Consider the following 26,430-nt stretch of genomic DNA (forward strand, 5'->3'; position numbering starts at 1 on the left):
GGTGGAGGATCCGGGCCCGGCGGGCGCGGGGCCGAGGCCGTGTCACACCCGGGTGTAGCCGCCGTCCGCGAACAGCTCGGCGCCGGTGACGAACGACGAGGCGTCCGACGCCAGGAAGAGGGCCGCCTCGGCGATCTCCTCGGCGTCGGCCAGCCTCCCCAGCGGTACGAAGGTCTCGGCGAACCGGTCGACGTCCGCGCCCGCCGCGCCCAGCAGGCCGGGGGTCCGCGTCGGCCCCGGGCTGAGCAGGTTGACGCGGAAGCGGCGGGCCCGTGACTGCCGGGCCCAGTTGTGCACGAGGTTGGTCAGCGCCGCCTTCGAGGCGCTGTAGACCTCGAGCTGCTCGTTGGGCCGCACGCTGTTGCTCGACCCGACGACCAGGACGGAGGCGTTCTCCGACAGCAGCGGCAGCGCCTTCTGCACGGTGAACAGCGGGCCCTTGACGTTGACGGCGAGCGTCAGGTCGACGTTCGCCTCGGTGTGCGCGCCGAGGGTGGCGTCCGCGACGATGCCCGCGTTGGCCACCAGCACGTCGATGCGTCCGGCCTCCTCGCGGACGCGGTCGTAGAGCGTGTCCAGGTCGGCCAGGACCGAGACGTCGGACCGCACGCCGACGGCGGCCGGGCCCAGCTCCTTCACCGCCGCGTCCAGGCGGTCGGCGTCCCGGCCGGTCACGAAGACCCGCGCGCCCTCCCGGACGAACCGGTGGGCCACGGCCAGCCCGATCCCGCTCGTCCCCCCGGTGATCACGGCCACCTTCTCCTGCAGTACGCCGGACATGGCGAACCCCTTCAGTTGTGGAATGGATCGTCCACAACGTAGGTGGTTATGGACGATCGGGTCAAGAACGGATAGGCTGCGGGCATGGCGAGACCACGCGCATTCGACGAACGCCGGGTTCTGGAGCAGGCCCGGGAGCAGTTCTGGGCGACGGGCTACGCGGGCACCCGGATGGACGACATCGCCCGGGCGACCGGCCTCGGCAAGGGCAGCCTGTACGGCGCGTTCGGCGACAAGGGCAAGCTGTTCCACCGGGTGTTCGGGGACTGGTGCGCGGCGGTCGTCGAGGTGGCCGAGGAGCATCTGCCGGGCGGCCCGGACGCGGAGGCCATGGCACGACTGGCGGGCTATGTGCGGATGATGGCGGAGAACTCCGCGTCCGACACCGAGCGGCGCGGGTGCCTGATGGCGAAGGGCACCGCCGAACTGGCCGAGCGGGACCCGGTGGTGGCCGCGCGGTCGGCCGAGGCCATGGCGGCGCTGCTCGCGCTGCTGCGGACGGAGATCGCCGCCGCCCAGCGCCACGGCGACATCGACGCGGCCGCCGATCCGGAGGACTTGGCGGCGCTGCTGCTGACGGTGGTCCGTGGCATGGAGGCGGTCGGCAAGGCCGGTCTGGACCCACGGGTGCTGCGGGGGGTCGCGGACACCGCAATGGCGGTGCTGCCCAAGCCGGGTTCCGGCTCCGCGGGCTGACGGTCACCGCGTTCGCGTCTCCTGAGCCGGTCACCGGTCCGTAATCCGGTTGACCGCGGCGCCGCCGTGCGCGTGGATGGGGGCATGGCCGCTCGGCGCCGACTTCCACATCGGCCCTCCTGGCCGAGCACGACCACCGGGTCGCCCCGGCGCCCCCCCCGGCCGGGCGGGACGAGGACTACACGTCGAGTGCGCCCGGCGGTCCGGCGGACTCCGAGGCCGGGAACGGCGTGCGCGTCCGGGACGGCAACAGCCTCGCCTGGCGCCGCGCCCAGATCCCCGCGGCGAGCGGATACGGCAACGCCCGCTCGGTCGCGCTCGTGCAGTCCGTCCTGGCCTGCGGGGGAAAAGCGAACGGCGTACGGCTCCTGTCGCCGGCCGGCTGCGACCGCGCCCGCGAGGAGCAGTTCGACGGCGACGACCGGGTGCTGGGGATGCCGACGCGGTGGGGGCTCGGCTACGGCCTGTTCGGCGGCGCGTGCGGCTGGGGTGGTGGCTGGGGCGGGTCGCTCGTGATGATCGGCCCCGGCAGCCGGCCGGTCGTCGCCTACGTCACCCACCAGATGCGGGAGCCCGCCGAGGACACCCGGGGCATGGAGATCGTGACGGCCGCGTACGAAGGGGGGCGGGGGCTGCGCTGACCGGGCCGCCGGGGCCCGTCACGCGTCCCGCGCCACCCCCGTGCTCCCGCGTTCGACCAGCCGTGGCACCGGCACCCCGACCGCCCGCGCCGACCCCCCGTCCAGCAGGGCGATCAGCTCACGGGCCGCCGTACGGCCGAACTCGGCGCTGTCCCTGGACAGGGCCGACAGCCAGGGCTTGACCATGCGGCACAGGGCCGAGTCCTCCCAGGAGACCACCGAGACGTCCGCCGGTACGGAGAACCCGAGTTCGGTCGCGGCGGCGGCGCCCGCCACCGCCATCACGTCGTTGTCGTAGATGAGCGCCGTCGGGGGAGCGGTGCCCTCCAGCACCCTGCGGGTGACGGCCGCGGCCTCGGCGTCCGAGTAGTCCGTCGTCACCGACCGCACCTCGGCCAGGCCCCGCCGCCCCGCCTCGGCCCGCAGCGTGCCGATCCGGCGCTCGGTGTGGGCCAGCCCCGGCAGTCCGGCGATGTGGGCGATCCGCCGGTGACCGAGGGCGTGCAGGCCCTCCACCACGGACGCCATCGCGCCCGCGTCGTCCGCCCACACCGTCGACAGACCGGGGTGCCGGTCGTCCGGGGCGCCGCCGATCACGACCGCGGGCAGGCCGAGTTCGTCCAGGAGGTCCGGGCGGGGGTCGTCGGTGCGCGGGTCGACGACCAGGACGCCGTCGACCCGGTGCTCGGCCCACCAGCGCCGGTACACCCCGCACTCGTCGGCGACGTCCTCCACGACCTGGAACAGCAGCCCCAGATGCCGCTCCGCCAGCACCTCCTGGATGCCCGAGACCAGTTGGAGGAAGAACGAGTCGACCCCCAACGTGTCGGCGGGGCGCGCCAGCACGAAACCGACCGTCGCCGCCCCCTCCCCGGACAGGGCGCGCGCCGCCGTGCTGGGCCGCCAGCCCAGGTCCTCCGCGACCCGTCGCACCCGCTCACGGGTGTCCTCGGACACCCCGGGCCGGCCGTTCAGCGCGAAGGAGACCGCGCTCTGCGAGACCCCGGCGTGCCGTGCGATGTCCTTCATCGTCGGCCGCCGGGCCGGTGGGCGTCGGCCCGGAGTCGCCGTCATCGAGTGATCCCCCCATCCAGGACGCATTCATGCGGCGCCGCGCACTAATGCGGTTCAGTGGCGTGATCCTAATGCGCTTCAGCTGGGATCGTCTAATGCGCATTAGTCACTAATGCAATTAGCTGTGCGAGAGCCATTGACGGTCCCGCGCGACGGCGTGCAGGGTCTGCCTCGTCCCACCAACCCGCCCATCAAGGAGGCCGGTTCACGGTGCCCCTCTCCCGTAGAGCCCTCGCTGCCGCATTCGCCGTCTGTGTCGCGCTCCCCCTCAGCGCCTGCGGTTCGTCAGGGGGCGACAGCGCCGGCGCCGACGCCTCCGGCAAGGTCGAAGGGGACATCACCTTCCAGACCTGGAACCTGCGCGCCAACTTCAAGGACTACTTCGAAGGCGTGATCGCCGGGTTCGAGAAGAAGTACCCCGGCACCAAGGTGAAGTGGGTCGACCAGCCCGCCGAGGGCTACGCCGACAAGATCAGCGCCGACGCGGCGGGCGGCACGCTCCCCGACGTCGTCAACGTCTCGCCCGACCTCGTCGCCCCGCTCGCCAAGGCGGGCCTCGCCCTCGACCTGGACAAGGTCGCGGCCAAGTACAGGAAGGAGTACCTGGACGGGGCGTGGGCCAGCCACCAGGTGCCGGGCCTCAAGGGCACGTACGCCTTCCCCTGGTACCTCAACACCGGCCCGCTCTTCTACAACAAGACTCTTTTCAAGGAGGCCGGGCTCGACCCGGAGAAGCCGCCGAAGACGTACGACGAGGTCTTCGACGCCGCCCTCACCATGGCGGAGAAGACGGACGGCAAGGTCGCCACCCTCGCCAACGTCCCCACGATCGAGGACTTCGGCCGCTACGGCGTCCCGCTGATGAACAAGGAGGGCACCGCCTTCGCGTTCAACGACACCAAGGGCGTCGAACTCCTCGCCAAGTACAAGGAGCTGTACGACGCCAAGGCGCTCGACCCGCAGGCGCTCACCGCCACCCCCGAGTCCTCCGGCAAGAAGTTCCTCACCGGGGCCGTCGCCATGAACCCCGGCAGCGCGCTCGACCTCGGCAACTTCAAGAAGCAGGCGCCGAACCTGTACAAGAACATCGGCATCACCGACCAGATCACCAGCACCGGGCACGTCAACATGTACGTGATGGGCGTGATGGTCAACGCGCAGACCAAGCGCACCCCCGCCGCGGTCGCCTTCGCGCACTACGTCACCGACGCCGAGCACCAGATGTCCTTCGCCAAGAAGGTCGCCATCTTCCCCAGCACCGCCGGCTCCCTCGACGACCCGTACTTCACGAAGGAGGACGGCACCGACGAGACCCGCGTACGGGTCGCCGCCGCCAAGTCGCTGAAGAACGCCGTGAACTACACGCCCGTCCTGTTCAGCGAGCAGATGAAGACCGCGCTGCGCAACGAGGTCGCCAAGGCGCTCCAGGGCAAGGAGAGCCCGAAGGAAGCGCTCGACAACGCTGTCGCGGCCTGCGACCGGCTTCTCCAGCAGCAGGGCTAGCCGACGATGGCCAGCTCCACCGTGTCCCGGGTGCGGCGCCAACTGCCGTCCAGCCCCTGGCTGTTCGCCGCCCCGGGCCTGCTGATCACCGGCGCGTTCATCCTGTACCCGTTCGTCTCCACCCTGGTCAACGCCTTCACCGACCGGCGCACGCTCGTCCCCGGCGAGTTCGTCGGGCTCGCCAACTTCCGCGAGCTGCTGCACGACGACATGTTCTGGATCGGGCTGCGCAACAGCACTCTGTACGTCCTCGTCGTCGTCCCCGCCCTCGTCGTCCTGCCCCTGCTGCTCGCGCTGCTCGTGCAGAAGAACATCCCCGGCATCACCTTCTTCCGGTCCGCCTTCTACACCCCGGTCGTCGCCTCGATCGTCGTCGTGGGACTGATCTGGGTGTGGCTGCTCGACGAACGCGGCCTGGTGAACTCGGTGCTGGAGGCGATCGGCGTCGGCCGGGTCGGCTTCCTCAGCGACCAGTGGCTGCTCCTGCTGTCCGCCATGGCCGTGACGGTCTGGAAGGGCCTCGGCTACTACATGATCATCTACCTGGCCGCGCTCGCCAACGTGCCGCGCGAACTGCACGAGGCCGCCGCCGTCGACGGGGCGGGCGCCGTCCGCCGCTTCCTCACCGTGACCGTGCCCGCCGTCCGCTCCACCATGGTCCTGGTCGGCGCGCTGTCCTCGGTCGCCGCATTCAAGGTGTTCTCCGAGGTGTACCTGATGGCCGGCCCGAGCGGCGGCCCGGCGGGCGAGGACACCACCCTCGTCATGCTCGTCCAGCGCACCGGTACCGGCCTGACCGGCCGGGTCGGCTACGCCTCGGCGATCTCCGTCGTCGTGTTCGTGGTCACCGTCGCCCTCATGCTGCTCGTGCTGCGGGCCGACCGGAAGGACGCGTCATGAGCGTCATCGACAAGGCGCCGCCCGCCCCCGCCCGGCCGGCCGCCCCGCGCGAACCCCGGATCACGGACGAGCACGGCCGCCGGGTGCGCGTCTGGGAACTCGCCCTGCGCTATCTGCTCCTGCTGGGGGTGCTGGCCCTCACCGTCGGCCCGTTCCTGTGGCAGCTGTCGACGTCCCTCAAGGGGCCCACCGAGGACATCTTCAGCTCCCCGCCGCGCTTCCTGCCCGCCGACCCCACCCCGCACAACTACGAGCGGGTCGCCGACACCATCCCGGTCTGGGACTACGCCCTCAACTCGCTGAAGGTCGCCGCCGCCAACGTCGTCACCAACTGCGTCGGCGCGGCCCTCGCCGGGTACGCCCTGGCCCGCCTGCGCTACCGGGGCCGTACGGCCGCCACGCTCGTCTTCATCCTCGCGATGCTCGTCCCGGTGGAGGGCATCATCATCGCCCAGTTCACCACCATGCGGGAGCTCGGCCTGAACAACACCCTGATCGGGGTCGTGCTGCCCGGCTGCGTCAGCGCCCTCAACGTGCTGCTGATGCGCAACGCCTTCCTCAACCTGCCGTACGAGATCGAGGAGGCGGCCTTCGTCGACGGCGCCAACGTCTGGCAGCGCTTCCTGCGCGTCGCCGTGCCGTCCGTGAAGGGCACCCTCGCCGTCGTCGCGATCTTCGCCTTCATGGGCGCCTGGGACGACTTCCTGTGGCCGCTCATCGTGCTCAGCGACCCGTCCAAGTTCACCCTGACCATCGGCCTGAACTATCTGCACGGCACCTTCGCCAACGACGAACGCCTCGTCGCCGCCGGCACGATCATCGCCGTCGCCCCGCTGATCGCCCTGTTCGCCTGCCTCCAGCGGTACTTCTTCCGCGGGGTCGGCGAAGGCGCCGTCAAGGGCTGAACCCGCCCCCCCTCGCACCTCCGTCACAAGGACACGCATGCCTCCTGCCGTGCGCTTCGGCGTCAACTACACCCCGAGCGAAGGGTGGTTCCACCACTGGCTGGACTTCGACCCGGACTCCGTGCGCGCCGACCTCGACTCCATCGCCGCGCTGGGCCTGGACCACATCCGCGTCTTCCCGCTGTGGCCGTACTTCCAGCCCAACCGCACCCTGATCCGCGGCCGGGCCGTCGAGCACCTCGTCCAACTCGTCGACGCCGCCGCCGAACGCGGCCTCGACGTCAACGTCGACGGTCTCCAGGGCCACCTCAGCAGCTTCGACTTCCTGCCGGCCTGGACCCGCACCTGGCACCGCCGCAACCTCTTCACCGACCCGGACGTCCTCGACGGCCAGGCCGCCTACCTGCGCGCCCTCGCCGCCGCCCTCGCCGACCGGCCGAACTTCCTCGGCATGACCCTCGGCAACGAGGTCAACCAGTTCTCCGCGAGCCCCCACCCCGACCCCGACCGGGCCACCGAGGCCGACATCGACCGCTGGCTCACCCGGATGCTCGCCGCCTGCGAGGAGGGCGCCCCCGGCCGGCTGCACCTGCACGCCGAGTACGACGCCACCTGGTACCAGGACGACCAGCCGTTCACCCCGGGCCAGGCCGCCCGGCACGGCGCCGTCACCGCCGTCCACTCCTGGGTGTTCAACGGCACCGCCCAGCGGCACGGCCGCGCCTCCGTGCCGTCCGAGCACCACGCCGCCTACCTGATCGAACTCAGCAAGGCGTGGGCCGACGACCCGCACCGCCCGGTGTGGCTCCAGGAGGTCGGTGCGCCCGCGCCCCTCGTGCCGCCCGAGCACGCCGCCGCGTTCACCGAGGCGACCGTCACCCACGCCCTGGACTGCCCCGGCCTGTGGGGGATCACCTGGTGGTGCTCGCACGACGTGTCCCGCGACCTCGCCGACTTCCCCGAACTCGAGTACGGGCTCGGCCTGCTGACCAACGACCGCACCCCGAAGGACACCGCCCGGGTGCTGGAGCGGGCGGCCCGCGCGACGCCCCGGGCACCCGAGCCCCGTACGACGGCCCTGATCGTCCCCGCCGATCCGGCCCGCCGCTCCCTGTGCGCGCCGGGCGGCCCGGTCTTCGACGCCTTCTTCCGGCTCACCGCCGACGGCGCCCGCCCCACCACCGTCCTCGACAGCCGCGCGGACGACCCCGCCCATCTCTCGGCACGCGGCATCACCGAGGTCGTCGCTCCCGACCAGGTACTCCCCACCCCCCAAGGAGGCACCCGCTCGTGAACCCCACCAGACGCACCGTCCTCATCGCCGGCGCGGCGGCCGCACTCCTGCCGTCGCTCCCCGCGCAGGCCGCCGCCAAGGCCCCGGCGGGCCCGCCGTACGCCTCCTACTGGTACCCGGACTCCCTGCCCGCCGGGACACCTGATCCCGGCATCACCTGGCGCAGCCTGAAGTCCTGGCGCCCGGCCGGCGACCCCGACCTCGCCCTCAACGCCTCCACCGTCCCGCTCGCCCCCCGCTTCACCCCCACCCCGGCCAACCCGACCGCGCGCGTGGACCAGGCCCGCATCCAGTCCCTGGTGTCCTTCGGGCCGACCGCGAGCAACCCGTCGCAGGGCTCGCCCACCGCCGACTACTACGCCCTCACCCACTGGGCGTACATCGACGAGCTGGTGTTCTGGGGCGGCTCCTCCGGCGAGGGGCTGATCCTCGCGCCGAACGCGCCGATCGTGGACGCCGCCCACCGGCACGGCGTGCCCGTCCTCGGCAACGTCTTCCTGCCGCCCGTCGCCTACGGCGGGCAGCTGCGGTGGACCCGGGACCTGGTGCAGCGGGACGCGGCGGGCCGGTACCCGCTGGCCGCGAAGCTGGTCGAGGTCGCGAAGGCGTACGGCTTCGACGGCTGGTTCGTGAACGCCGAGACCGGCGGCGGTGACGCGGCGCTCGGCGCGGACATGCTCGGCTTCCTGCGGGAGCTGAAAGCGCGCGCCCGGGCCGAGGGGCAGCGGGTCACCTGGTACGACGCGATGACCGTGAACGGCTCCGTGAGCTGGCAGGGCGCGCTCAATGAGCGGAACGAGCCCTTCTTCCAGGCGGCCGACGACATGTTCGTCGACTTCCGCTGGACGGCGGCGACCCTGGCCTCCTCCGGGCAGCTGGCGGAGCGACTGGGCCGCGACCGCAGGGAGTTGTGGGCGGGCGTCGACGTCGAGTCCAACGGCTGGAACACGTCCGTCGACTGGGACGCCATCGTGCCCCGCGACCGCTCCCACGTCGTGTCCCTCGGCTTCTACCGGCCCGAGTGGACCCGCAACCACCTGCCCGCCGACCACAGGACACCCGGCGACTTCCACGCCGCCGACGACCGCTTCTGGACCGGCCGGTCCCTCGACCCGTCCCGCCCGGACGCCGGTGACGCCTGGCGGGCCCCGGCCGTCTCCGTCGCCGACCGGTCCACCGTGACCCGGCTGCCGTTCGCCAGCGTCTTCAACACCGGGCACGGGCTGCGCTGGTACGAGAAGGGGACGGTCACCTCGGACACGCCCTGGAACCACCTCGGCCTCCAGGACCGCCTGCCCTCCCGCCGCTGGGTCGTCCGCACCGAGGGACAACGGCCTACCGTCACCTTCGACTTCGACGACGCCTGGCACGGCGGGTCCAGCGTGCTCGTCGCCGGGGACCTCGACCGGCCCGCCGTCCTCGACCTGTACGCGACCCGGCTGCCGCTCACCCGGCACACCGTCGTCGAGCTGACCCACCGCACCGACGCCGGACGCGTCGACGTGGAGCTCGCCGTCGCCACCGCCGACCCGGCCGCCCCGGGCGAGGCACCGCCGTACACCTACCACCACGTGACCACGGGAGACGGCTGGACCACCACGACCGTACGGCTCACCGGGCTCACCGGCACCGTGCACGCCCTCGGGGTGCGGCTCACCCCGGCCGGCGGCGGTCCCGTGCGCTGGCGGCTCGGCGGCATCGCCGTCCACGACACGGCCCCCACCCCCGCCGCACCCTCCGGGTTCCGCGTCACCGGCGCGTCCGGCGGCGACCTGCGGTTCTCCTGGAACCCCGCGCCCGGCGCCACCCGCCACCACACCCTGCACCGCGTGCTGCCCGACGGCACCCGGCGCTTCCTCGGCGGCACCTGCCAGCACGCCTTCTTCACCGCAGGGCTGCGCCCCGAACCGGGCGAGACGGCGGCACGGTTCGAACTGCGCGCCGTAGGGGAGCTGTACACCACGTCGGCCCCCGTGACCGTGACCCACCGCTGGTGACCACCGCCCGCCCGGACGACCTACCGATGGAGCATCCCGCATGCATGACGACCGCACCCTGGTCGAAGCCCGCCTGAAGCGCGTCCTCGACGAACGCGTCCGCCCCGCCGTGTACCCGGAGTCCGTGCCGCTCGACGTGGCCGTGTGGCACGCCCCGGACGAGCCGGTACCGGTCGCCGAAGGACTCGCCGCCCCGGCCGAACCGATCGAGGCCGGCGCCCGCTGGGGCGCACCCTGGGGCACCAGCTGGTTCCGGGTCACCGGGACCGTCCCCGAGGCGTGGGCCGGGCGGACCGTCGAGGCGCTGCTCGACCTCGGCTTCGACGAGAACATGCCCGGCTTCCAGTGCGAGGGCCTGGTGTACCGGCCCGACGGCACCCCGGTGAAGGGACTCAACCCCCGCAACCAGTGGGTGCGCGTCGCCGCGCCCGCCGAGGGCGGCGAGGAGGTGACGCTGCACATCGAGGCGGCCTCCAACCCCGTCATCCTCGACTACCACCCCTTCCTGCCGACGAAGCTGGGCGACAAGGAGACCGCGGGCAGCGAACCGCAGTACACCCTGGCCCGGATGGACCTCGCCGTCTTCGACGAGGAGGTCTGGCAGCTCGTCGCCGACCTGGAGGTGCTCGGCGAGCTGATGGCCGAGCTGCCGGTCGAGTCGGCCCGCCGCTGGGACCTCCTGCGGGCCGTGGAACGCGCCCTGGACGCCCTCGACCTCCAGGACGTCAACGGCACCGCGGCCGCCGCCCGCGCCCGGCTCACCGACGTCCTCGCCGCGCCCGCCGTGCCGTCCGCGCACCGCGTCAGCGCCGTCGGGCACGCGCACATCGACTCGGCTTGGCTGTGGCCGCTGCGCGAGACCGTGCGCAAGGTGGCCCGCACCACCTCCAACATGACCGCCCTCGTCGAGGACGAACCCGACTTCGTCTTCGCCATGTCCCAGGCGCAGCAGTGGGCGTGGGTCAAGGAGCACCGGCCCGAGGTGTGGGCGCGGGTGAAGAAGGCCGTCGCCGACGGGCGGTTCGTCCCGGCGGGCGGGATGTGGGTGGAGTCCGACACCAACATGCCCGGCTCCGAGGCGATGGCCCGTCAGTTCGTGCACGGCAAGCGGTTCTTCCTCGACGAGTTCGGCATCGAGAACGACGAGGCGTGGCTGCCCGACACGTTCGGCTTCGCCGCAGGACTGCCGCAGATCATCAAGGCGGCCGGCTCCAAGTGGCTGCTGACGCAGAAGATCTCGTGGAGCCAGACCAACAAGTTCCCGCACCACACCTTCTGGTGGGAGGGCATCGACGGCACCCGGATCTTCACCCACTTCCCTCCCGTCGACACCTACAACTGCTCGATGAAGGGCGCCGAGATCGCCCACGCCGCCCGCAACTTCAAGGACAAGGGCCGCGCCCGGCACTCCCTCGCGCCGACCGGCTGGGGCGACGGTGGCGGCGGCACGACCCGCGAGATGATCGCCAAGGCGGCCCGGCTGCGCGACCTCGAGGGCTCGGCGACCGTCGTCTGGGAGACCCCGGACGCGTTCTTCCGCAAGGCCGAGGCCGAGTACCCGGACGCCCCGGTCTGGGTCGGCGAGCTGTACCTGGAGCTGCACCGGGCCACCCTCACCAGCCAGGCGGGCACCAAGCAGGGCAACCGGCGCAGCGAGCACCTGCTGCGCGAGGCGGAGCTGTGGGCGGCCACGGCCGCGGTGCGCACCGGCTTCCCCTACCCGTACGAGGAGCTGGACCGGATCTGGAAGACGGTGCTGCTGCACCAGTTCCACGACATCCTGCCCGGCTCCTCCATCGCCTGGGTGCACCGCGAGGCCCGCGCCACCTACGCGCGCCTCGCCGGTGAGCTGGAGGCGATCATCGACGCCGCCCAGCGGGCCCTGGCGGGGGAGGGGACGACCGAACTCGTCTTCAACGCAGCCCCGCACCCCCGTGCCGGGGTACCGGCGGGTGGCGCGCGGACCCCGGTGACCGAGGACCGCACGGCCCTCACGCCCCGCCCGGACGGCGGCTTCGTCCTCGACAACGGCCTGCTGCGCGTGGAGATCGACGCGCGCGGACTCGTCGTGTCCGCGTACGACGTCGAGGCGGACCGGGAGACGGTCGCGCCGGGCGGAGCCGCGGGACTCCTCCAGCTTCACCCGGACTTCCCGAACATGTGGGACGCCTGGGACGTCGACGCGTTCTACCGGCACACCGTCACCGACCTCACCGACGTGGACGAGATCACCGCGGCCGACGGCGAGGTCCGGATCGTGCGGACCTTCGGCGACTCCCGCGTCACCCAGCGGCTGTCGCTGGCACCGGGGGAGCGGCGGGTGCTGTTCGACACCGAGGTCGACTGGCACGAGACGGAGAAGTTCCTGAAGCTGGCGTTCCCGCTCGATGTGCACGCCGAACGCTACGCGTCCGAGACGCAGTTCGGGCACTTCCACCGGCCCACCCACACCAACACCAGCTGGGAGGCGGCCAAGTTCGAGGCCTGCAACCACCGGTTCGTGCACGTGGAGGAGCCCGGCTGGGGCGCCGCCGTCGTCAACGACTCGACGTACGGCCACGACGTGACCCGGACGGTCCGCACCGACGGCGACCGGGGCACGACCACCACGGTCCGTGTCTCGCTGCTGCGCGCCCCGCGCTTCCCCGACCCGGAGACCGACCAGGGCGTGCACCGCTTCCGGCACGCGCTGGTGCCGGGCGCCGGGATCGGGGACGCGGTGCGGGAGGGCTGGCGGATCAACCTGCCCGAGCGGCGCCTCGCGGGCACCCGCGAGGTGGCCCCGCTGGTGAGCGTCGACCGGGACGCCGTGGTGGTCACGGCCGTGAAGCTGGCGGACGACGGCAGCGGGGACGTGGTGGTCCGTCTGCACGAGGCGCACGGCGGCCGGGTCCGGGCCACGCTGACGGCCGGGTTCGAGGTGGCCGGCGTGACGGCGACGGACCTGCTGGAACGTCCGCTGCCCGAGTCACCGTCCTACGAGGGCCGTCGGGTCGCGTTGCGGCTGCGGCCCTTCGAGCTGGTGACGCTGCGGCTGCGGCGAGCCTGAGGCGGACGGGGCGGGCGCGGCCACGCACCCGCCCCACCGCCGGAACGGCCCCGGCTCAGAACGCCTCCAGCTGGGAGCGCAGCCACTCCTCCACCTCTCCCACGTGCGCCGCGGCGGCGGCGCGGGCCGCCTCCGGGTCGTGGGCGGCCAGGGCGCGGTGGATGGCCGCGTGCTCGCGCCGGGTGCGCTCGAAGGCGCCCTCCTCCTGGTAGCCGCGCCACACACGGGCGCGGAAGGTGCGCGACGACAGGCCCTCCAGGATCGCGGCCATCGTGTCGTTGCCGGCCGCCGCCGCGATCTCCCGGTGGAAGGCGAGGTCGTGGGCGAGGATCTCCTCGGGGTCGTCGGTGGCGTTCATCGCCGTCAGGTGCTTCTCCACCTGGGCGAGCTGGTCCGGGGTGATGCGGGCCGCCGCCAGAGCCGTCGCCGTCGACTCCAGGACCCGCCGCACCTCCAGGAGTTCGACCAGGCGGGGCCCCCGGGACAGGTCGGCGACCACCCCGAACGTCTCCAGCAGATCACCGGCCTCCAGCTGCGTGACGTAGATGCCCGATCCGTGCCGGGCCTCCAGGACGCCCAGCACGGTGAGCGCGCGGATCGCCTCCCGCATCGAGCTGCGGGAGATGCCCAGTTGCACGGCCAGGTCGCGTTCGGTCGGCAGCCGCTGGCCGGGTTCCAGCCGGCCCTCCCCGATCATCGCCTTGATCCGCTCGATGGCCCGCTGGGTCACGGTCCCCTTCTGCGGCGCCGTCTCGTCGTCCACGCCGTTCCTCCCGTCGCCGCCAGGCACCTGCGGGGCACCTGCTGTGCGGCAGTGTAATCACCGAGGTGGTCGGACCACTATCGCCGGAAGCCGTGAAAATCGGCTCCAGAGGGTGTTGTCTCGCCGAAGTGGTCTGATAAGTATGCGGGCATCTGCTCGACCCCTGTGCTCGAACACGCTCGACGAGGAGCCGCCCCATGCCCGGCACACCAGCGCGGAAGCAGACCAGGTCACGCACGGCGAGGGCGGTGGGAGCGCTGGCGGGCGCCACGCTCCTCCTCGCCGCGTGCGGCAGCACCGAGGACACCGGAGCGGCGGGCGCCGCGGGCGGCGGAACCGGCCGGGTCGGGGTGATCCTGCCGCTGCTCACCTCGCCGTTCTGGCAGTCGTACAACGACTACGTGCCGAAGATGGCGAAGACGGAGGGCGTGGACACGCTGAAGACCGTCAACTCCAACAGCGACCCCTCCCAGCAGATCACCGACATCAACAACCAGCTCAACCAGGGCGTGAAGGGCCTCGTCGTCGCCCCCCTGGACAGCGCGGCCATCGAGGCCGGTCTCGACCAGGCCGCACGCAAGGGCGTGCCGGTCGTCGCCGTCGACGTCGCCCCCGACCACGGCGAGGTCGCCATGGTGGTGCGCGCGGACAACGTGGCGTACGGCGAGAAGGCCTGCGACTACCTCGGCAAGAACGTCACCAGTGGCAAGGTCGTGCAGATCATGGGCGACCTCGCCTCGGTCAACGGCCGTGACCGCTCGGAGGCGTTCCGCGCCTGCGTGAGGAAGAACTTCCCGAAGCTGAAGGTCCTGGAGATACCGGCCAAGTGGGAGTCCGACACCGCGGCCTCCAAGCTGGACACCCTCCTGAACGCCCACCCCGACATCAAGGGCATCTACCTCCAGGCCGGCGGCGTCTACCTCGCCCCGACCCTGCAGACCCTCAAGTCCAAGGGGATGCTGAAGAAGGCCGGGCAGGACGGGCACATCCGGATCGTCTCCAACGACGGCATCCCGCAGGAGTACGACGCCATCCGCAAGGGCGAGATCGACGCGACGGTCTCCCAGCCCGCCGACCTGTACGCCAAGTACGGCATGTACTACATCCGCGCCGCCATGGAGGGGAAGACCTTCCGGCCCGGCCCCACCGACCACGACTCCACCATCGTGAAGCTGCCCAGCGGCATCCTGGAGGACCAGCTGCCCGCCCCGCTGGTCACCAAGGAGAACGTCGACGACCCCGAGCTGTGGGGCAACACGGTCCGATGACGACCCCACTCGTCGACGCGCGGGGCATCGTCAAGCGCTACGGCCCCACCACCGCCCTCGCCGACGGCCGGATCACCGTCCTGCCCGGCGAGTCCCACGCCCTCGTCGGCCGCAACGGCGCCGGCAAGTCGACCCTGGTCGGCATCCTGACCGGGCTCCAGGGCGCCGACCGCGGCGAGGTCCGCTTCGACGGCGAACCCGCGCCGCCGCTCGCCGACCGCGACGCCTGGCGCCGCAAGGTGGCCTGCGTCTACCAGAAGCCCACCGTCGTCCCCGAACTCACCGTCGCCGAGAACCTGTTCCTCCACCGGCAGCCCCAGCGGCGCGGCGTCATCAGCTGGCGCCGGCTGCGCGCCGAGGCCGCGGACCTCCTCGCCGCCTGGGACGTACGCGTCGACCCGGACGCCCGCACCGCCGACCTCGGCGTCGAGGACCGGCAGATGGTGGAGATCGCCCGGGCGCTGAGCTTCGGCGCCCGCTTCATCATCCTCGACGAGCCCACCGCCCAGCTCGACAAACGGGAGATCGAGCGGCTGTTCACCAGGATGCGGGCCCTGCAGGACTCCGGCGTCACCTTCCTGTTCATCTCCCACCACCTCCAGGAGGTGTACGAGGTCTGCCAGACCGTCACGGTCCTGCGCGACGCCCGCTGGATCACCACGGCCCCCGTCGCCGACCTGCCGCGCCGGGCCCTGGTCGAGGCCATGGCGGGGGAGTCCCCGGAGGCCGTCGCCGCACAGGGCGCCGCGCCGCGCGACACGGACCCGGACGCACCCGTCCTGCTCGAGGCGCGGGCGCTCAGCTCACCCGCGTACACCGGCGTCGACCTCACCGTGCGCGAGGGCGAGGTCGTCGGACTCGCCGGGATCAGCGGCAGCGGCAAGGTCGAACTCGCCGAGACCTTCGCCGGACTGCACACCCCGGCGAGCGGCACCGCGCGACTCGGCGGCGCCACCCTGCCGTTCGGGGACGTACGGGCCGCCCTGCGCGCCGGCGTCGGCTGTGTGCCCCGCGACCGGCACGACCAGGGCCTCGTCGCCGGCATGACCGTCGGCGACAACGCCACCCTGACCGTCCTGGACCGCCTCGGCCGGTTCGGGTTCGTCGGCACCGAGCGCAGACGCGCCCTCGCGACCGCCCTCGTCGACCGGCTCGGCATCCACACCGAGGGCCCCGGCCAGCCCGTCGCCGACCTGTCCGGCGGCAACGCGCAGAAGGTCGTCATGGCCCGCGCCCTCGCCTCCGGCCCCCGGCTGCTCGTCCTGATCAACCCCACCGCAGGCGTCGACGTGAAGTCCAAGGAGTCCCTGCTGGCCCGTGTCGACAGCGCCCGCGACGACGGGGTCGCCGTGCTCGTCGTCTCCGAGGAACTCGACGACCTGCGCCGCTGCGACCGCGTCCTCGTCCTGTTCCACGGCCGGGTCGTCGCCGAGCACCCGGCGGGCTGGCACGACCACGAGCTGATCGCCTCCATCGAAGGAATGGACCACCATGGCTGACCTCAAGGCCGCGCCGGCCCCGTCCGCGAAGCTCCCGGACGTCCGCGCCGCCCGGACCGTCCTGCTGCGCCGCGCCCGCGAACTCGCCCTGGTCCCCGCCCTGGTGCTGCTGCTGGTCCTCGGCGCGGTCCTCAACGACTCGTTCCTCACCGAACGCAACCTGATCTCCGTCCTCGGGGCGTCCGCCGCGCTCGCGATGGTGGTGCTCGCCGAGTCGCTCGTCCTCATCACCGGCAAGTTCGACCTGTCCCTGGAGTCGGTCGTCGGGATCGCGCCCGCCGTCGGCGCGCTGCTCGTGCTGCCCGCCGCCCAGTCCGGCTGGGGCGTCGAACTGCCGCCCGCGCTCGCCCTCCTGGCCGTCCTCGTGGTCGGCGCGGCGGTCGGCGCGTTCAACGGCGTCCTCGTCGTGAAGTTCCGGCTCAACGCGTTCATCGTGACGCTCGCCATGCTGATCGTCCTGCGCGGACTGCTCGTCGGCGCCACCAAGGGCAAGACGCTGTTCGGGATGCCCGACAGCTTCTACTCCCTCGCCACGACCACCTTCCTCACCGTGCCGATGTCGGTGTGGCTCGCGGCCGCCGCGTTCGCGGTCACCGGGTTCCTGCTCAAGTACCACCGCGTCGGCCGCGCCCTGTACGCCATCGGCGGGAACGCGGAGGCCGCCCGCGCCGCCGGTATCCGGGTGGAGCGGGTGATGCTCGGCGTGTTCGTCGTCGCCGGCACCCTCGCCGCCGCCGGCGGCATCATCCAGACCGGGTACGTCGGCGCGATCAGCGCCAACCAGGGCAACAACATGATCTTCACGGTGTTCGCGGCGGCCGTCATCGGCGGCATCAGCCTCGACGGCGGCCGGGGCACCATGTTCGGCGCCCTGACCGGCGTCCTCCTCCTGGGCGTCGTCCAGAACCTGCTCACCCTCGCCCAGGTCCCGTCGTTCTGGATCCAGGCCATCTACGGCGGCATCATCCTCATCGCGCTCATGATCGCCCGTGTGACGACGGGCCGGGCCCAGGACTGACCCCCGCCGCCCTCCTGCTCCCCGACGGAAAGGACTTCCGTGTCCCAGGCCCCCGGCACCCCCGCCCGCGTCACCGCGGTCGAGACCCACGACATCCGCTTCCCCACCTCCCGCGAGCTCGACGGCTCCGACGCGATGAACCCCGACCCCGACTACTCGGCCGCCTACGTCGTACTGCGCACCGACGCCGGCGACGGACACGAGGGACACGGGTTCACCTTCACCATCGGGCGGGGCAACGAGGTGCAGGTCGCCGCCATCGACGCCCTGCGCGGACATGTCGTGGGCCGGTCCGTGGACGAGCTGTGCGCCGACCCCGGCAGCCTCAGCCGCGCCCTGGTCGGCGACAGCCAACTGCGCTGGCTGGGCCCCGAGAAGGGCGTGATGCACATGGCGATCGGCGCGGTCGTCAACGCCGTCTGGGACCTCGCCGCCAAGCGCGCCGGGAAACCCCTGTGGCGGCTCCTCGCCGACGCCGAGCCGGAGTGGATCGTCCGCCAGATCGACTTCCGCTACCTCACCGACGCCCTCACCCCCGACGAGGCCCTCGCCCTGCTGCGCCGGGGACGCGAGGGCGCGGGGGAGCGCACGGCCCGGCTCCTGGAGCGCGGCTACCCCGCGTACACCACGTCCGCCGGCTGGCTCGGCTACGACGACGACAAGCTGACCCGGCTCGCCGCCGCGGCCGTCGCCGACGGCTTCCGGCAGATCAAGCTGAAGGTCGGCGCGGACCTCGCGGACGACGTACGGCGCTGCCGCGTCGCCCGCGAGGTGATCGGACCGGACGTCCGCATGGCCGTCGACGCCAACCAGCGCTGGGACGTGGCCGAGGCGGTCGAATGGACGCGCGCGCTCGCGGAGTTCGACCCGTACTGGATCGAGGAACCCACCAGCCCCGACGACATCCTCGGGCACGCCGCGATCCGCGGGGCCGTCGCCCCCGTGAAGGTCGCCACCGGCGAACACGTCCAGAACCGGGTCGTGTTCAAACAGCTCCTGCAGGCCGGGGCGATCGACGTCCTCCAGATCGACGCCGCCCGCGTCGGCGGCGTCAACGAGAACCTCGCCATCCTGCTGCTCGCCGCCAAGCACGGCGTCCCCGTGTGCCCGCACGCCGGCGGGGTCGGCCTGTGCGAACTCGTCCAGCACCTGTCGATGTTCGACTACATCGCCGTCAGCGGCACCACCGAGGACCGTGTCATCGAGTACGTCGACCATCTGCACGACCACTTCCTCGACCCGGTGGTGATCAGGGAAGGTCACTACACGGCACCCACCGCGCCGGGATTCTCCGCGGCCATGCGGCCCGAGTCCCTGGCGCGGTACTCGTACCCGGCCGGCGCCTTCTGGGCCGCCGACCTCCAGACGCGGCGGAAGGGGCAGATGGCATGAGCGACTTCGAGGGACTCACGGCGCTGGTGACGGGAGGCGCCTCCGGCATCGGCCGGGCCACCGCCGACCTCCTCGCCGCACGCGGCGCCCGCGTCGCCGTCCTCGACCTCGACCCCTCCGCCGTGGACAAGCCGCTGCTCGCGTACCGCGCCGACGTCAGCGACGACGCCTCGGTGCGCACGGCCGTCGCGGACGCCGTGGCCGCGCTCGGCGGACTCGACGTGCTGGTCAACAACGCGGGCGTCGGCGCCCAGGGCACCGTCGAGGACAACGACGACACCGAGTGGCACCGGGTCCTGGACGTCAACGTCCTCGGCATGGTCCGGGTGGCCCGCGCCGCGCTCCCGCACCTGCGGGCCTCCGCGCACGCGGCGATCGTCCACACCTGCTCCGTCGCGGCCACCGCCGGGCTCCCGCAGCGCGCCCTCTACAGCGCCTCCAAGGGGGCCGTGCACGCGCTCACCCTCGCCATGGCCGCCGACCACGTCCACGAGGGCATCCGCGTGAACTGCGTCAACCCCGGCACCGTGGACACCCCGTGGGTCGGACGGCTGCTGGGCGCGGCCCCCGACCCGGCCGCCGAACGCGCCGCGCTGGAGGCCCGCCAGCCCACCGGACGCCTGGTCTCCGCCGCCGAGGTCGCCGGTGCCATCGCCTACCTGGCGAGCCCGCTGTCCGGCGCCACCACCGGGACGGCCCTCGCCGTCGACGGCGGTATGCAGGGCCTGCGCCTCCGGCAGGCCGCCCGGTGAACCGGCTCGGCCGCACCGGTGTCCAGGTCAGCCCCCTCGGCTTCGGCGGGGCCGCCATCGGCAACCTCTACCGCGAGGTCGGCGAGGAGGAGGCCCACGAGGCGGTGGCCGCCGCCTGGGACGCGGGCATCCGCTACTTCGACACCGCCCCCCACTACGGACTCGGCTTGTCCGAACGCCGTCTCGGCGCCGCCCTGCGGCAGTACCCCCGGGACGCGTACACGATCTCCACCAAGGTCGGCCGCCGCCTCGAGCCCGTCCCCGGCGCCACCGGCGACGACCTGGCCGACGGGTTCGCCGTCCCCGCCGACCGGCGCCGCGTGTGGGACTTCAGCGCCGACGGCGTCCGCCGCACCCTGGAGGCCAGCCTGGAGCGGCTCGGCCTCGACCGGGTCGACGTCGTCTACCTCCACGACCCCGACGACCACGGCGAACAGGCCTTCCGCGAGGGCTATCCGGCGCTGGAGAAGCTGCGCTCCGAGGGCGTCGTGGGCGCCATCGGAGCGGGGATGAACCAGACCGCCATGCTGACCCGTTTCGTCATGGACACCGACGTCGACGTGGTCCTGTGCGCCGGCCGCTACACGCTGCTCGACCAGAGCGCCCTGGACGAGCTGCTGCCGCTGGCCGTCGAGTGCCACACGTCCGTCGTCGTCGGCGGCGCCTTCAACTCCGGCCTGCTGGCCGACCCGAGGCCCGGCGCGACCTACGACTACGCCCAGGCGCCGCCACGCGTGGTGGAACGGGCCCTGCGGATCAAGGAACTCGCCGAACGCCACGGCATCACCGTGCGGGCCGCCGCCCTGGCCTTCTGCGCCGCCCACCCGGCCGTCGCCAGCGTCCTCGTCGGCGCCCGGTCCGCCGCCGAAGTCACGGACTGCGCCCAGCAGTTCGCGACGCCCGTGCCGATGGGGTTCTGGCAGGAACTGCTCGATTCCGGTCTGCTGTCCGAGGAGGCATCGCCATGAGGGTCGCCCTGCACACCCGGGTCCGCGCCGACCGCGTCGACGCGTACGAAGCCGCCCACCAGGACGTCCCGAAGGCGCTGACCGACGCCATCCGCGCGGCCGGGGCCACCTCCTGGACGATCTGGCGCAGCGGGCCCGACCTCTTCCACCTCCTGGAGTGCGAGGACTACGGCCGGCTCCTCGCCGAACTGGAGGAGCTGCCCGTCAACGTGGCCTGGCAGGCCCGGATGGCCCAGCTCCTCGACGTCGTGCACGACTACTCCCGCGAAGGCGCCGGCGCCGGTCTGCCGGTGGTGTGGGAGCTGCCGTGACCGTCGTCGACGCCCACCACCACGTCTGGGACCTGTCCGTGCGCGACCAGGACTGGATCACCGGCCCCGAACTGGAGTCGCTGCGACGGAACTTCGGCCTGGACGACCTCCTGCCCGAGGCGCGCGCGGCCGGCGTCGGCCGTACCGTCGTCGTCCAGACGGTGACCGTGCCCGAGGAGACCCCGGAACTCCTCGCCCTCGCCGACCGGCACCCGCTCGTCGCCGGCGTCGTCGGCTGGACCGACCTCACCCGCCCCGACGTCACCGACACCCTGGCCCGGCTGCGCGAGCTGCCCGGCGGACGGTATCTGAAGGGGATACGCCACCAGGTCCAGGGCGAACCCGACCCGAAGTGGCTGCTGCGCCCGGACGTCCGGCGCGGCCTCACCGCCCTGGAGGAGGCCGGGCTGGTCCACGACCTGGTCGTGCTGCCGCACCAGCTCCCGGCCTGCGTCGAGGCGGCCGCCCGCCACCCCGGCCTCACCTTCGTCCTCGACCACCTCGGCAAACCCCCGATCGCCTCCGGCGCCCTCCAGCCGTGGGAGCCGGCGGTGCGCGCCCTGGCCGCCCTGCCCAACACGGTCTGCAAGCTCTCCGGCATGGTCACCGAGGCCGACCACGCCCGCTGGACGCTCGACGACCTGCGCCCGTACGCCGACACCGTCCTCGACGCCTTCGGTCCTGAGCGGCTGATGTACGGCTCGGACTGGCCGGTGTGCACGCCGGCCGCCTCGTACGGGCAGGTGCTCGACACGGCCCGCGCGCTCACGGACCCCGCCGGCCACCGGCAGATCTTCGAGGAGACCGCCGTCCGCGTCTACGGACTCTGAGAGCCGCCCGCGAGCCGCGTCGGCGGCAGGTACTCGCGCACGTACGTCCGCTCCCAGCACGTGCCGGTCTCCCGCAGCTCCCGCCAGGTCGTGTACCGGTAGCGGAACAGACGGGCCCGCACGAAGCGCGGCGGCTGGTCCGCCGGGAACGGCGAGCGGCGCAGCAGCCGCAGCGTGGCGCGGTCGTTCTCCAGGAGCCGCTCCATCAGCGTCCCGAACCACGACCCGGCGTACGACGGCGACAGCGCGGCGAACCACATCAGCCAGTCCAGCCGCAGATGGTAGGGGGCGAACTGGCGCGGCCAGCGCCGGGGATCACCGGGCTTGCCCTTGAACTCGTACTCCCGCCAGTCCGAGTCCTCACGCGGTGCCGTGTCCGTGGTGCCCTCGATCACGACCTCGTACCGGACCCGGCTGACACTGCCGAAGGCGCCGTACGTGTTGACCAGGTGCAGCGGGTCGAAGGACCGGTTCATGACCTGACGGCGGGAGATCATGTTGGCGACCGGACGGTAGCTGAGACCGACGAGCACGGCGACCACCACGAGGACCGTGACCTCGTACCACAGCGGTGCGTCCGGCCGGTCCGGCGGATCGGCGGGGAACGCGACCACCGACAGGGCCAGCACGATGGTGATCCAGTTCAGCCACGCGAAGTTGCCGGACAGCACCAGCCACAGCTGGGTGGCGATCATCAGGGCAGCCGCGGCCGTCGCGACCGGCTGCGGGGCGAAGAGAAGGAAGGGCACCACCAGCTGGGTGACGTGGTTGGCGGCCACCTCGACCCGGTGCAGCGGCTTCGGCAGATGGTGGAAGAACCAGCTCAGCGGCCCCGGCATCGGCTGCGTCTCATGGTGGTGGTCCAGGCAGGTCAGCTTCCGCCAGCACGCGTCGCCGCGCATCTTGATCAGCCCGGCGCCGAACTCCACGCGGAACAGGATCCAGCGCAGCAGGAACAGCACCACGACCGGCGGAGCCACCTCGTCGTTGCCCAGCCAGACCGCCGCGAAGCCGACCTCCAGCAGAAGGGACTCCCAGCCGAAGGAGTACCAGGTCTGGCCGACGTTCACGATCGACAGATACAGCGCCCACGGCACCAGCCACAGCGGCAGGGCCGCCCACAGCGGCACCAGCGCGTCCACGCCGGCCGCCAGCGCCGCCGACACCGCGCACCCCGACCAGGCGCACCAGGCGAAGAAGCGGTCCGAGTAGTGCAGTTGGAACAGGCTCGGCGCGGCCCTGAACGGCACCCGCGCCACGAACCGCGGCACGGGCAGCAGACCCCGCGACCCCATCAGCGCCCGGAACTGCAGGGCCGCCGTCAGGAACGCGACCAGATAGACCCCGGCCAGGGCCCGCTGGAACACCAGTCGGCTCGTCTCGTACCCCGGTGCGACGAACCAGTCCACGGCCGTGCCCTCCTCTCCCGGTGCCCGCTGTTCATGCTCCTGCCCTGTCATGGTCGCGCCCCGCGCACACCCGCCGCCCCACCTGTCACTCCTTCGCGCGTCACACGGGCACCCGCCCGCCGCCCCGGTCGAAGAATCGGGCAAATCCTGGCAAGGTGGCCCCATGGTTGATCGGGGAGCGAGCGCCCTGTCACTCCCGGACGACTGGCCCACCCACCCGGAACCGATCCTGGCGCTCAACCGCATGGGCAGCTTCGACTGGGACCTGGACAGCGGGCTGTTCCATATGGACGCCCAGGCCCACGAGGTCTTCGACGTGCGCCCCGACGAGTACGACGGGCACCCCGAGAGCCTGGCCGTGCGGGTCCCGCAGCCCGAGGCCTTCCGCCTGGACGGACTGGTCTCCCAGGCCCTGAAGGACGGCAGCGAGAACTACGGCGCCTACTTCCGTATCCGCACCCGCTCCGGCGAGCTGCGCTGGACGCACACCCAGGGCTACATCCGGCGGGACGAGACCGGCCGGCCGCGCCGCATCATCGGCATCGTCCGCGACGCCACCGACGAACTCGCCGAGAGCGAGGAACGGCTCGAACAGGCCGCCGAGGACGAGGCGCGCCGGCAGCAGACCAACGTCGTGCAGCTCACCACGGCCGCTCTGGCGCACGCCCGCACCGTCCAGGACGTCATCGATATCCTCAAGGACGTCCAGGGCCTCACCCTCCTCGGCGCCAAGAGCCTCGTCATGGGCCTCGTCGAGGCCGGCAGCCGTATCCGGCTGGTCGCGGAGGGCCCCGCGGGCAGCTTCGTCCCGGGCACCCTGGTCACCCGGATCGACGAGCCGTACCCGATGAGCGAGGTCGTCCGCACCCTCAGCCCCCGCTTCATCGAGTCGCCGGAGGAGTTCGCCGAGGGCTACCCGATCCTGTGGCCGCACATCACCGGCCTGCACATCACCGCCGCCGCCTACATGCCGCTGATCGCGCAGGCCCGCCCGATCGGCGCCATCGGCCTCCTCTACAGCGACCGGGGCGCTTTCTCCACCGAGGACCGCAACGTCCTCGTCGCCCTCGGCAGCAGCATCGCGCAGAGCCTCCAGCGGGCCATGCTCTACGAACAGGAGAAGGACCTCGCCACCGGCCTCCAGCAGGCCATGCTGCCGCGCACCATCCCCAGCGTGCCCGGCGCCGAGGTCGCCGTCCGCTACCGCGCCGCCGGAGCCGCGGGCACCCTCGGCCGGGACATCGGCGGCGACTGGTACGACCTGATCCCGCTGCCCGGCGGCCGGGTCGGCGCCGTCATCGGCGACGTCCAGGGCCACGACACGCACGCCGCCGCCGTCATGGGCCAGCTCCGCATCGTGCTGCGCGCCTACGCCGCCGAGGGCCACACCCCGGCCACCGTCATGGCCCGCGCCTCCGTCTTCCTGCACGAACTCGACACCGACCGCTTCGCCACCTGCCTCTACGCCGAGGCCGACCTGTCCACCGGGGTCGTCCAGGTCGTCCGCGCCGGGCACATCGAACCGATACTGCGCGCCCCCGACGGCACCTGCCGCCGCGTCCCCGTCGAGGGCGGGCTGCCGCTCGGCCTGTCCGCCGAGTTCGGCAGCCTCGAGTACCCCGTCGGCACCCTGGAGCTCGACGCCGACCACACGCTCCTGCTCTGCACCGACGGCCTCGTCGAGCTGCCGGGCGCCGACCTCGACGACGGCATGCGCACCCTCACCGGCCTCGTCAGCGCCGGGCCCACGGACGTACGGGAGCTCGCCGACCGGCTCATCGACGTCGCCGAGGAACGCGGCGGCGACGACGACGTGGCCCTGCTCCTGCTGCGTCGCCGCGTCCTCGACACCCCGCAGGCCGGCGGACGCCTCCAGCAGCACGTCGCCCCCGGCGACCCGGAGGCCCTGACCGGCGCCCGGCACATGATCCGCGCCGCCGTGCGCGCCTGGAGCGCCGGTGACCGCGCCGACGAGATCGAACTGGTCGCCGACGAACTCATCACCAACGCCCTCATGCACACCGAGGGCGCCGCCGTGGTCACCCTGCGGGTCCTCGCCGGCCACGACCGGCGGCTGCGCGTCGAGGTGGAGGACTCCTCCAGCGCCCTGCCGCGGCGCCGCGAGGCGGGGGAGTCCGGGGTGTCCGGCCGGGGCCTGCTCCTGGTCGACCTGCTGACCGACGCGTGGGGCGTGGAGGCGCGCGGCGGCGGCAAGGCCGTGTGGTGCGAGTTCGTGGTGCCGGAACGGGCCTGATGGCGTTGTCGGCGGCGGATGGCACCCTGGACGTATGCCGGAACTCCCCGAGGTGGAAGCGCTCAAGGACTTCCTCACCGAGCACCTGGTCGGCCACGAGATCGTCCGGGTGCTGCCCGTCGCGATCAGTGTCCTGAAGACGTACGACCCGCCTGTCGGCGCGCTGGAGGGGCACCGGGTCGCCGCCGTGCACCGCTACGGCAAGTTCCTCGACCTGGAGACGGACGGCGGGCCCCGCCTCGTCAGCCATCTGGCGCGGGCGGGCTGGCTGCACTGGAAGGACGAGCTGCCGAGCGGCCTGCCCCGCCCCGGCAAGGGGCCCCTCGCGCTGCGGGTGGCCCTGGAGACCGGCGCCGGGTTCGACCTGACGGAGGCCGGCACCCAGAAGCGGCTCGCGGTGTACGTCGTGACGGACCCGCGGGAGGTGCCGGGCATCGGCCGCCTCGGCCCCGACCCGCTCGCCGACGACTTCGACGAGGCGCGCTTCGCCGCGCTCCTCGAAGGCGAACGCCGGCGCATCAAGGGCGCCCTGCGCGACCAGAGCCTGATCGCCGGCGTCGGCAACGCCTACAGCGACGAGATTCTGCACGCCGCGAAGATGTCGCCGTTCAAGCTGGCGGCGTCGCTGACCCCGGAGGAGGTCACCCGGCTGTACGAGGCGCTGCGGACGACGCTGACCGAGGCGGTCGAGCGCTCGCGCGGGGTCGCGGCCGGGCGGCTGAAGGCCGAGAAGAAGAGCGGCCTGCGGGTGCACGGCCGCACGGGCGAGCCCTGCCCGGTGTGCGGCGACACGATCCGCGAGGTCTCCTTCAGCGACTCCTCGCTCCAGTACTGCCCGACCTGCCAGACGGGCGGCAAGCCGCTCGCGGACCGCCGGCTGTCCCGGCTGCTGAAGTAGCGGCCCCTCAGGTCAGGCCCCGCGTGGCCGGCCAGGCGATGAACGCGACCACGGCGAGGAACAGCGCCGGGATCGCCGTGCAGCGCGCCAGCACGGTCAGGGCCGCCGTGGAGCCGGCCGACCGACGGTTACAGTTTCCGCTGCTCACAGGGGCTGGGCAACTGCACGGACACCCCCGCGCTGACGGAACTTCACGGTTCAACGGTGCCGTCCGTGCCACCCCGTGCCG

At 72.7% G+C, this 26,430-nt stretch carries 22 protein-coding genes and 1 pseudogene; 18 read left to right on the forward strand and 5 right to left on the reverse strand.

Going from position 1 to position 26,430, the window contains the following annotated elements:
* Positions 1-42: 42 nt before the first annotated feature.
* A complete protein-coding gene (locus F8R89_RS31475; RefSeq protein WP_151787144.1) occupies positions 43-780 on the reverse strand; it encodes an SDR family NAD(P)-dependent oxidoreductase in 738 nt (245 codons plus the stop codon).
* A gap of 84 nt (positions 781-864) precedes the next feature.
* Between F8R89_RS31475 and F8R89_RS31480 the strand changes: the two genes are divergently transcribed.
* Both F8R89_RS31480 and F8R89_RS31485 read left to right on the forward strand, forming a co-directional pair.
* Complete coding sequence (locus tag F8R89_RS31480; protein ID WP_151787145.1) at positions 865-1,476, forward strand: TetR/AcrR family transcriptional regulator; 612 nt, start codon at positions 865-867, stop codon at positions 1,474-1,476.
* A gap of 82 nt (positions 1,477-1,558) precedes the next feature.
* A pseudogene (locus F8R89_RS31485) lies at positions 1,559-2,117 on the forward strand (serine hydrolase); the annotation flags it as partial.
* An 18-nt stretch (positions 2,118-2,135) separates the two neighbouring features.
* On the opposite strand, the gene F8R89_RS31490 reads toward F8R89_RS31485, so the two are convergent.
* Entirely contained in the window at positions 2,136-3,146 is a 1,011-nt protein-coding gene (locus tag F8R89_RS31490; protein ID WP_192806286.1) for a LacI family DNA-binding transcriptional regulator, read from the reverse strand.
* A gap of 255 nt (positions 3,147-3,401) precedes the next feature.
* On the opposite strand from F8R89_RS31490, the gene F8R89_RS31495 reads away from it, so the two are divergent.
* Genes F8R89_RS31495 through F8R89_RS31520 form a run of 6 tightly spaced genes read left to right on the forward strand, consistent with a single transcriptional unit; the run spans position 3,402 to position 12,839 of the window.
* The gene (locus F8R89_RS31495) at positions 3,402-4,694 is read left to right on the forward strand and encodes an ABC transporter substrate-binding protein (RefSeq protein ID WP_151787147.1); all 1,293 of its coding nucleotides are present in this window, start codon (positions 3,402-3,404) and stop codon (positions 4,692-4,694) included.
* 6 nt (positions 4,695-4,700) lie between these two features.
* Entirely contained in the window at positions 4,701-5,594 is an 894-nt protein-coding gene (locus F8R89_RS31500; RefSeq protein ID WP_151787148.1) for a carbohydrate ABC transporter permease, read from the forward strand.
* Complete coding sequence (locus F8R89_RS31505; protein WP_151787149.1) at positions 5,591-6,499, forward strand: carbohydrate ABC transporter permease; 909 nt, start codon at positions 5,591-5,593, stop codon at positions 6,497-6,499. Before F8R89_RS31500 ends, F8R89_RS31505 begins: the two co-directional genes overlap by 4 nt.
* A gap of 37 nt (positions 6,500-6,536) precedes the next feature.
* Positions 6,537-7,793, forward strand: a complete 1,257-nt coding sequence (locus F8R89_RS31510) for a glycoside hydrolase 5 family protein (RefSeq protein WP_151787150.1) — start codon at positions 6,537-6,539, stop codon at positions 7,791-7,793.
* Complete coding sequence (locus F8R89_RS31515; RefSeq protein ID WP_151787151.1) at positions 7,790-9,790, forward strand: endo-beta-N-acetylglucosaminidase; 2,001 nt, start codon at positions 7,790-7,792, stop codon at positions 9,788-9,790. Before F8R89_RS31510 ends, F8R89_RS31515 begins: the two co-directional genes overlap by 4 nt.
* A 40-nt stretch (positions 9,791-9,830) precedes the next feature.
* A complete protein-coding gene (locus F8R89_RS31520; protein ID WP_151787152.1) occupies positions 9,831-12,839 on the forward strand; it encodes an alpha-mannosidase in 3,009 nt (1,002 codons plus the stop codon).
* A gap of 55 nt (positions 12,840-12,894) precedes the next feature.
* On the opposite strand, the gene F8R89_RS31525 is transcribed toward F8R89_RS31520, so the two are convergent.
* Positions 12,895-13,602, reverse strand: coding sequence for a FadR/GntR family transcriptional regulator (locus tag F8R89_RS31525; RefSeq protein ID WP_151787153.1), 708 nt, complete (start codon positions 13,600-13,602; stop codon positions 12,895-12,897).
* Between the two features lie 197 nt (positions 13,603-13,799).
* Between F8R89_RS31525 and F8R89_RS31530 the strand changes: the two genes are divergently transcribed.
* The 8 genes from F8R89_RS31530 to F8R89_RS31565 are packed head-to-tail and all read left to right on the forward strand — an operon-like array spanning position 13,800 to position 21,640.
* On the forward strand, positions 13,800-14,870 hold the full coding sequence (locus tag F8R89_RS31530) for a sugar ABC transporter substrate-binding protein (RefSeq protein ID WP_151787154.1): 1,071 nt from the start codon (positions 13,800-13,802) through the stop codon (positions 14,868-14,870).
* Positions 14,867-16,369 (forward strand): sugar ABC transporter ATP-binding protein, encoded by a 1,503-nt coding sequence (locus F8R89_RS31535; protein WP_151787155.1) that lies wholly within the window; start codon positions 14,867-14,869, stop codon positions 16,367-16,369. Before F8R89_RS31530 ends, F8R89_RS31535 begins: the two co-directional genes overlap by 4 nt.
* On the forward strand, positions 16,362-17,387 hold the full coding sequence (locus F8R89_RS31540; protein ID WP_151787156.1) for an ABC transporter permease: 1,026 nt from the start codon (positions 16,362-16,364) through the stop codon (positions 17,385-17,387). Before F8R89_RS31535 ends, F8R89_RS31540 begins: the two co-directional genes overlap by 8 nt.
* A 39-nt stretch (positions 17,388-17,426) precedes the next feature.
* Positions 17,427-18,779 (forward strand): L-fuconate dehydratase, encoded by a 1,353-nt coding sequence (locus F8R89_RS31545; RefSeq protein ID WP_151787157.1) that lies wholly within the window; start codon positions 17,427-17,429, stop codon positions 18,777-18,779.
* The gene (locus tag F8R89_RS31550; protein WP_151787158.1) at positions 18,776-19,531 is read left to right on the forward strand and encodes an SDR family NAD(P)-dependent oxidoreductase; all 756 of its coding nucleotides are present in this window, start codon (positions 18,776-18,778) and stop codon (positions 19,529-19,531) included. Before F8R89_RS31545 ends, F8R89_RS31550 begins: the two co-directional genes overlap by 4 nt.
* On the forward strand, positions 19,528-20,499 hold the full coding sequence (locus F8R89_RS31555) for an aldo/keto reductase (RefSeq protein WP_151787159.1): 972 nt from the start codon (positions 19,528-19,530) through the stop codon (positions 20,497-20,499). Before F8R89_RS31550 ends, F8R89_RS31555 begins: the two co-directional genes overlap by 4 nt.
* Positions 20,496-20,810, forward strand: coding sequence for an L-rhamnose mutarotase (locus tag F8R89_RS31560; protein WP_151787160.1), 315 nt, complete (start codon positions 20,496-20,498; stop codon positions 20,808-20,810). Before F8R89_RS31555 ends, F8R89_RS31560 begins: the two co-directional genes overlap by 4 nt.
* Complete coding sequence (locus tag F8R89_RS31565) at positions 20,807-21,640, forward strand: amidohydrolase family protein (RefSeq protein ID WP_151787161.1); 834 nt, start codon at positions 20,807-20,809, stop codon at positions 21,638-21,640. Before F8R89_RS31560 ends, F8R89_RS31565 begins: the two co-directional genes overlap by 4 nt.
* Here F8R89_RS31565 and F8R89_RS31570 read toward each other — a convergent pair.
* Complete coding sequence (locus F8R89_RS31570) at positions 21,628-23,049, reverse strand: lipase maturation factor family protein (RefSeq protein ID WP_151787162.1); 1,422 nt, start codon at positions 23,047-23,049, stop codon at positions 21,628-21,630. The two genes, F8R89_RS31565 and F8R89_RS31570, sit on opposite strands and share 13 nt — an antisense overlap.
* 163 nt (positions 23,050-23,212) lie before the next feature.
* On the opposite strand from F8R89_RS31570, the gene F8R89_RS31575 reads away from it, so the two are divergent.
* The gene (locus F8R89_RS31575) at positions 23,213-25,303 is read left to right on the forward strand and encodes a SpoIIE family protein phosphatase (RefSeq protein WP_151787163.1); all 2,091 of its coding nucleotides are present in this window, start codon (positions 23,213-23,215) and stop codon (positions 25,301-25,303) included.
* Between the two features lie 34 nt (positions 25,304-25,337).
* Positions 25,338-26,201, forward strand: coding sequence for an Fpg/Nei family DNA glycosylase (locus tag F8R89_RS31580; RefSeq protein WP_151787164.1), 864 nt, complete (start codon positions 25,338-25,340; stop codon positions 26,199-26,201).
* A 7-nt stretch (positions 26,202-26,208) separates the two neighbouring features.
* On the opposite strand, the gene F8R89_RS36390 is transcribed toward F8R89_RS31580, so the two are convergent.
* On the reverse strand, positions 26,209-26,349 hold the full coding sequence (locus tag F8R89_RS36390) for a hypothetical protein (protein ID WP_192806287.1): 141 nt from the start codon (positions 26,347-26,349) through the stop codon (positions 26,209-26,211).
* Between the last annotated feature and the right edge of the window lie 81 nt (positions 26,350-26,430).

The organism is Streptomyces sp. SS1-1, assembly GCF_008973465.1.
Taxonomy (GTDB): domain Bacteria; phylum Actinomycetota; class Actinomycetes; order Streptomycetales; family Streptomycetaceae; genus Streptomyces.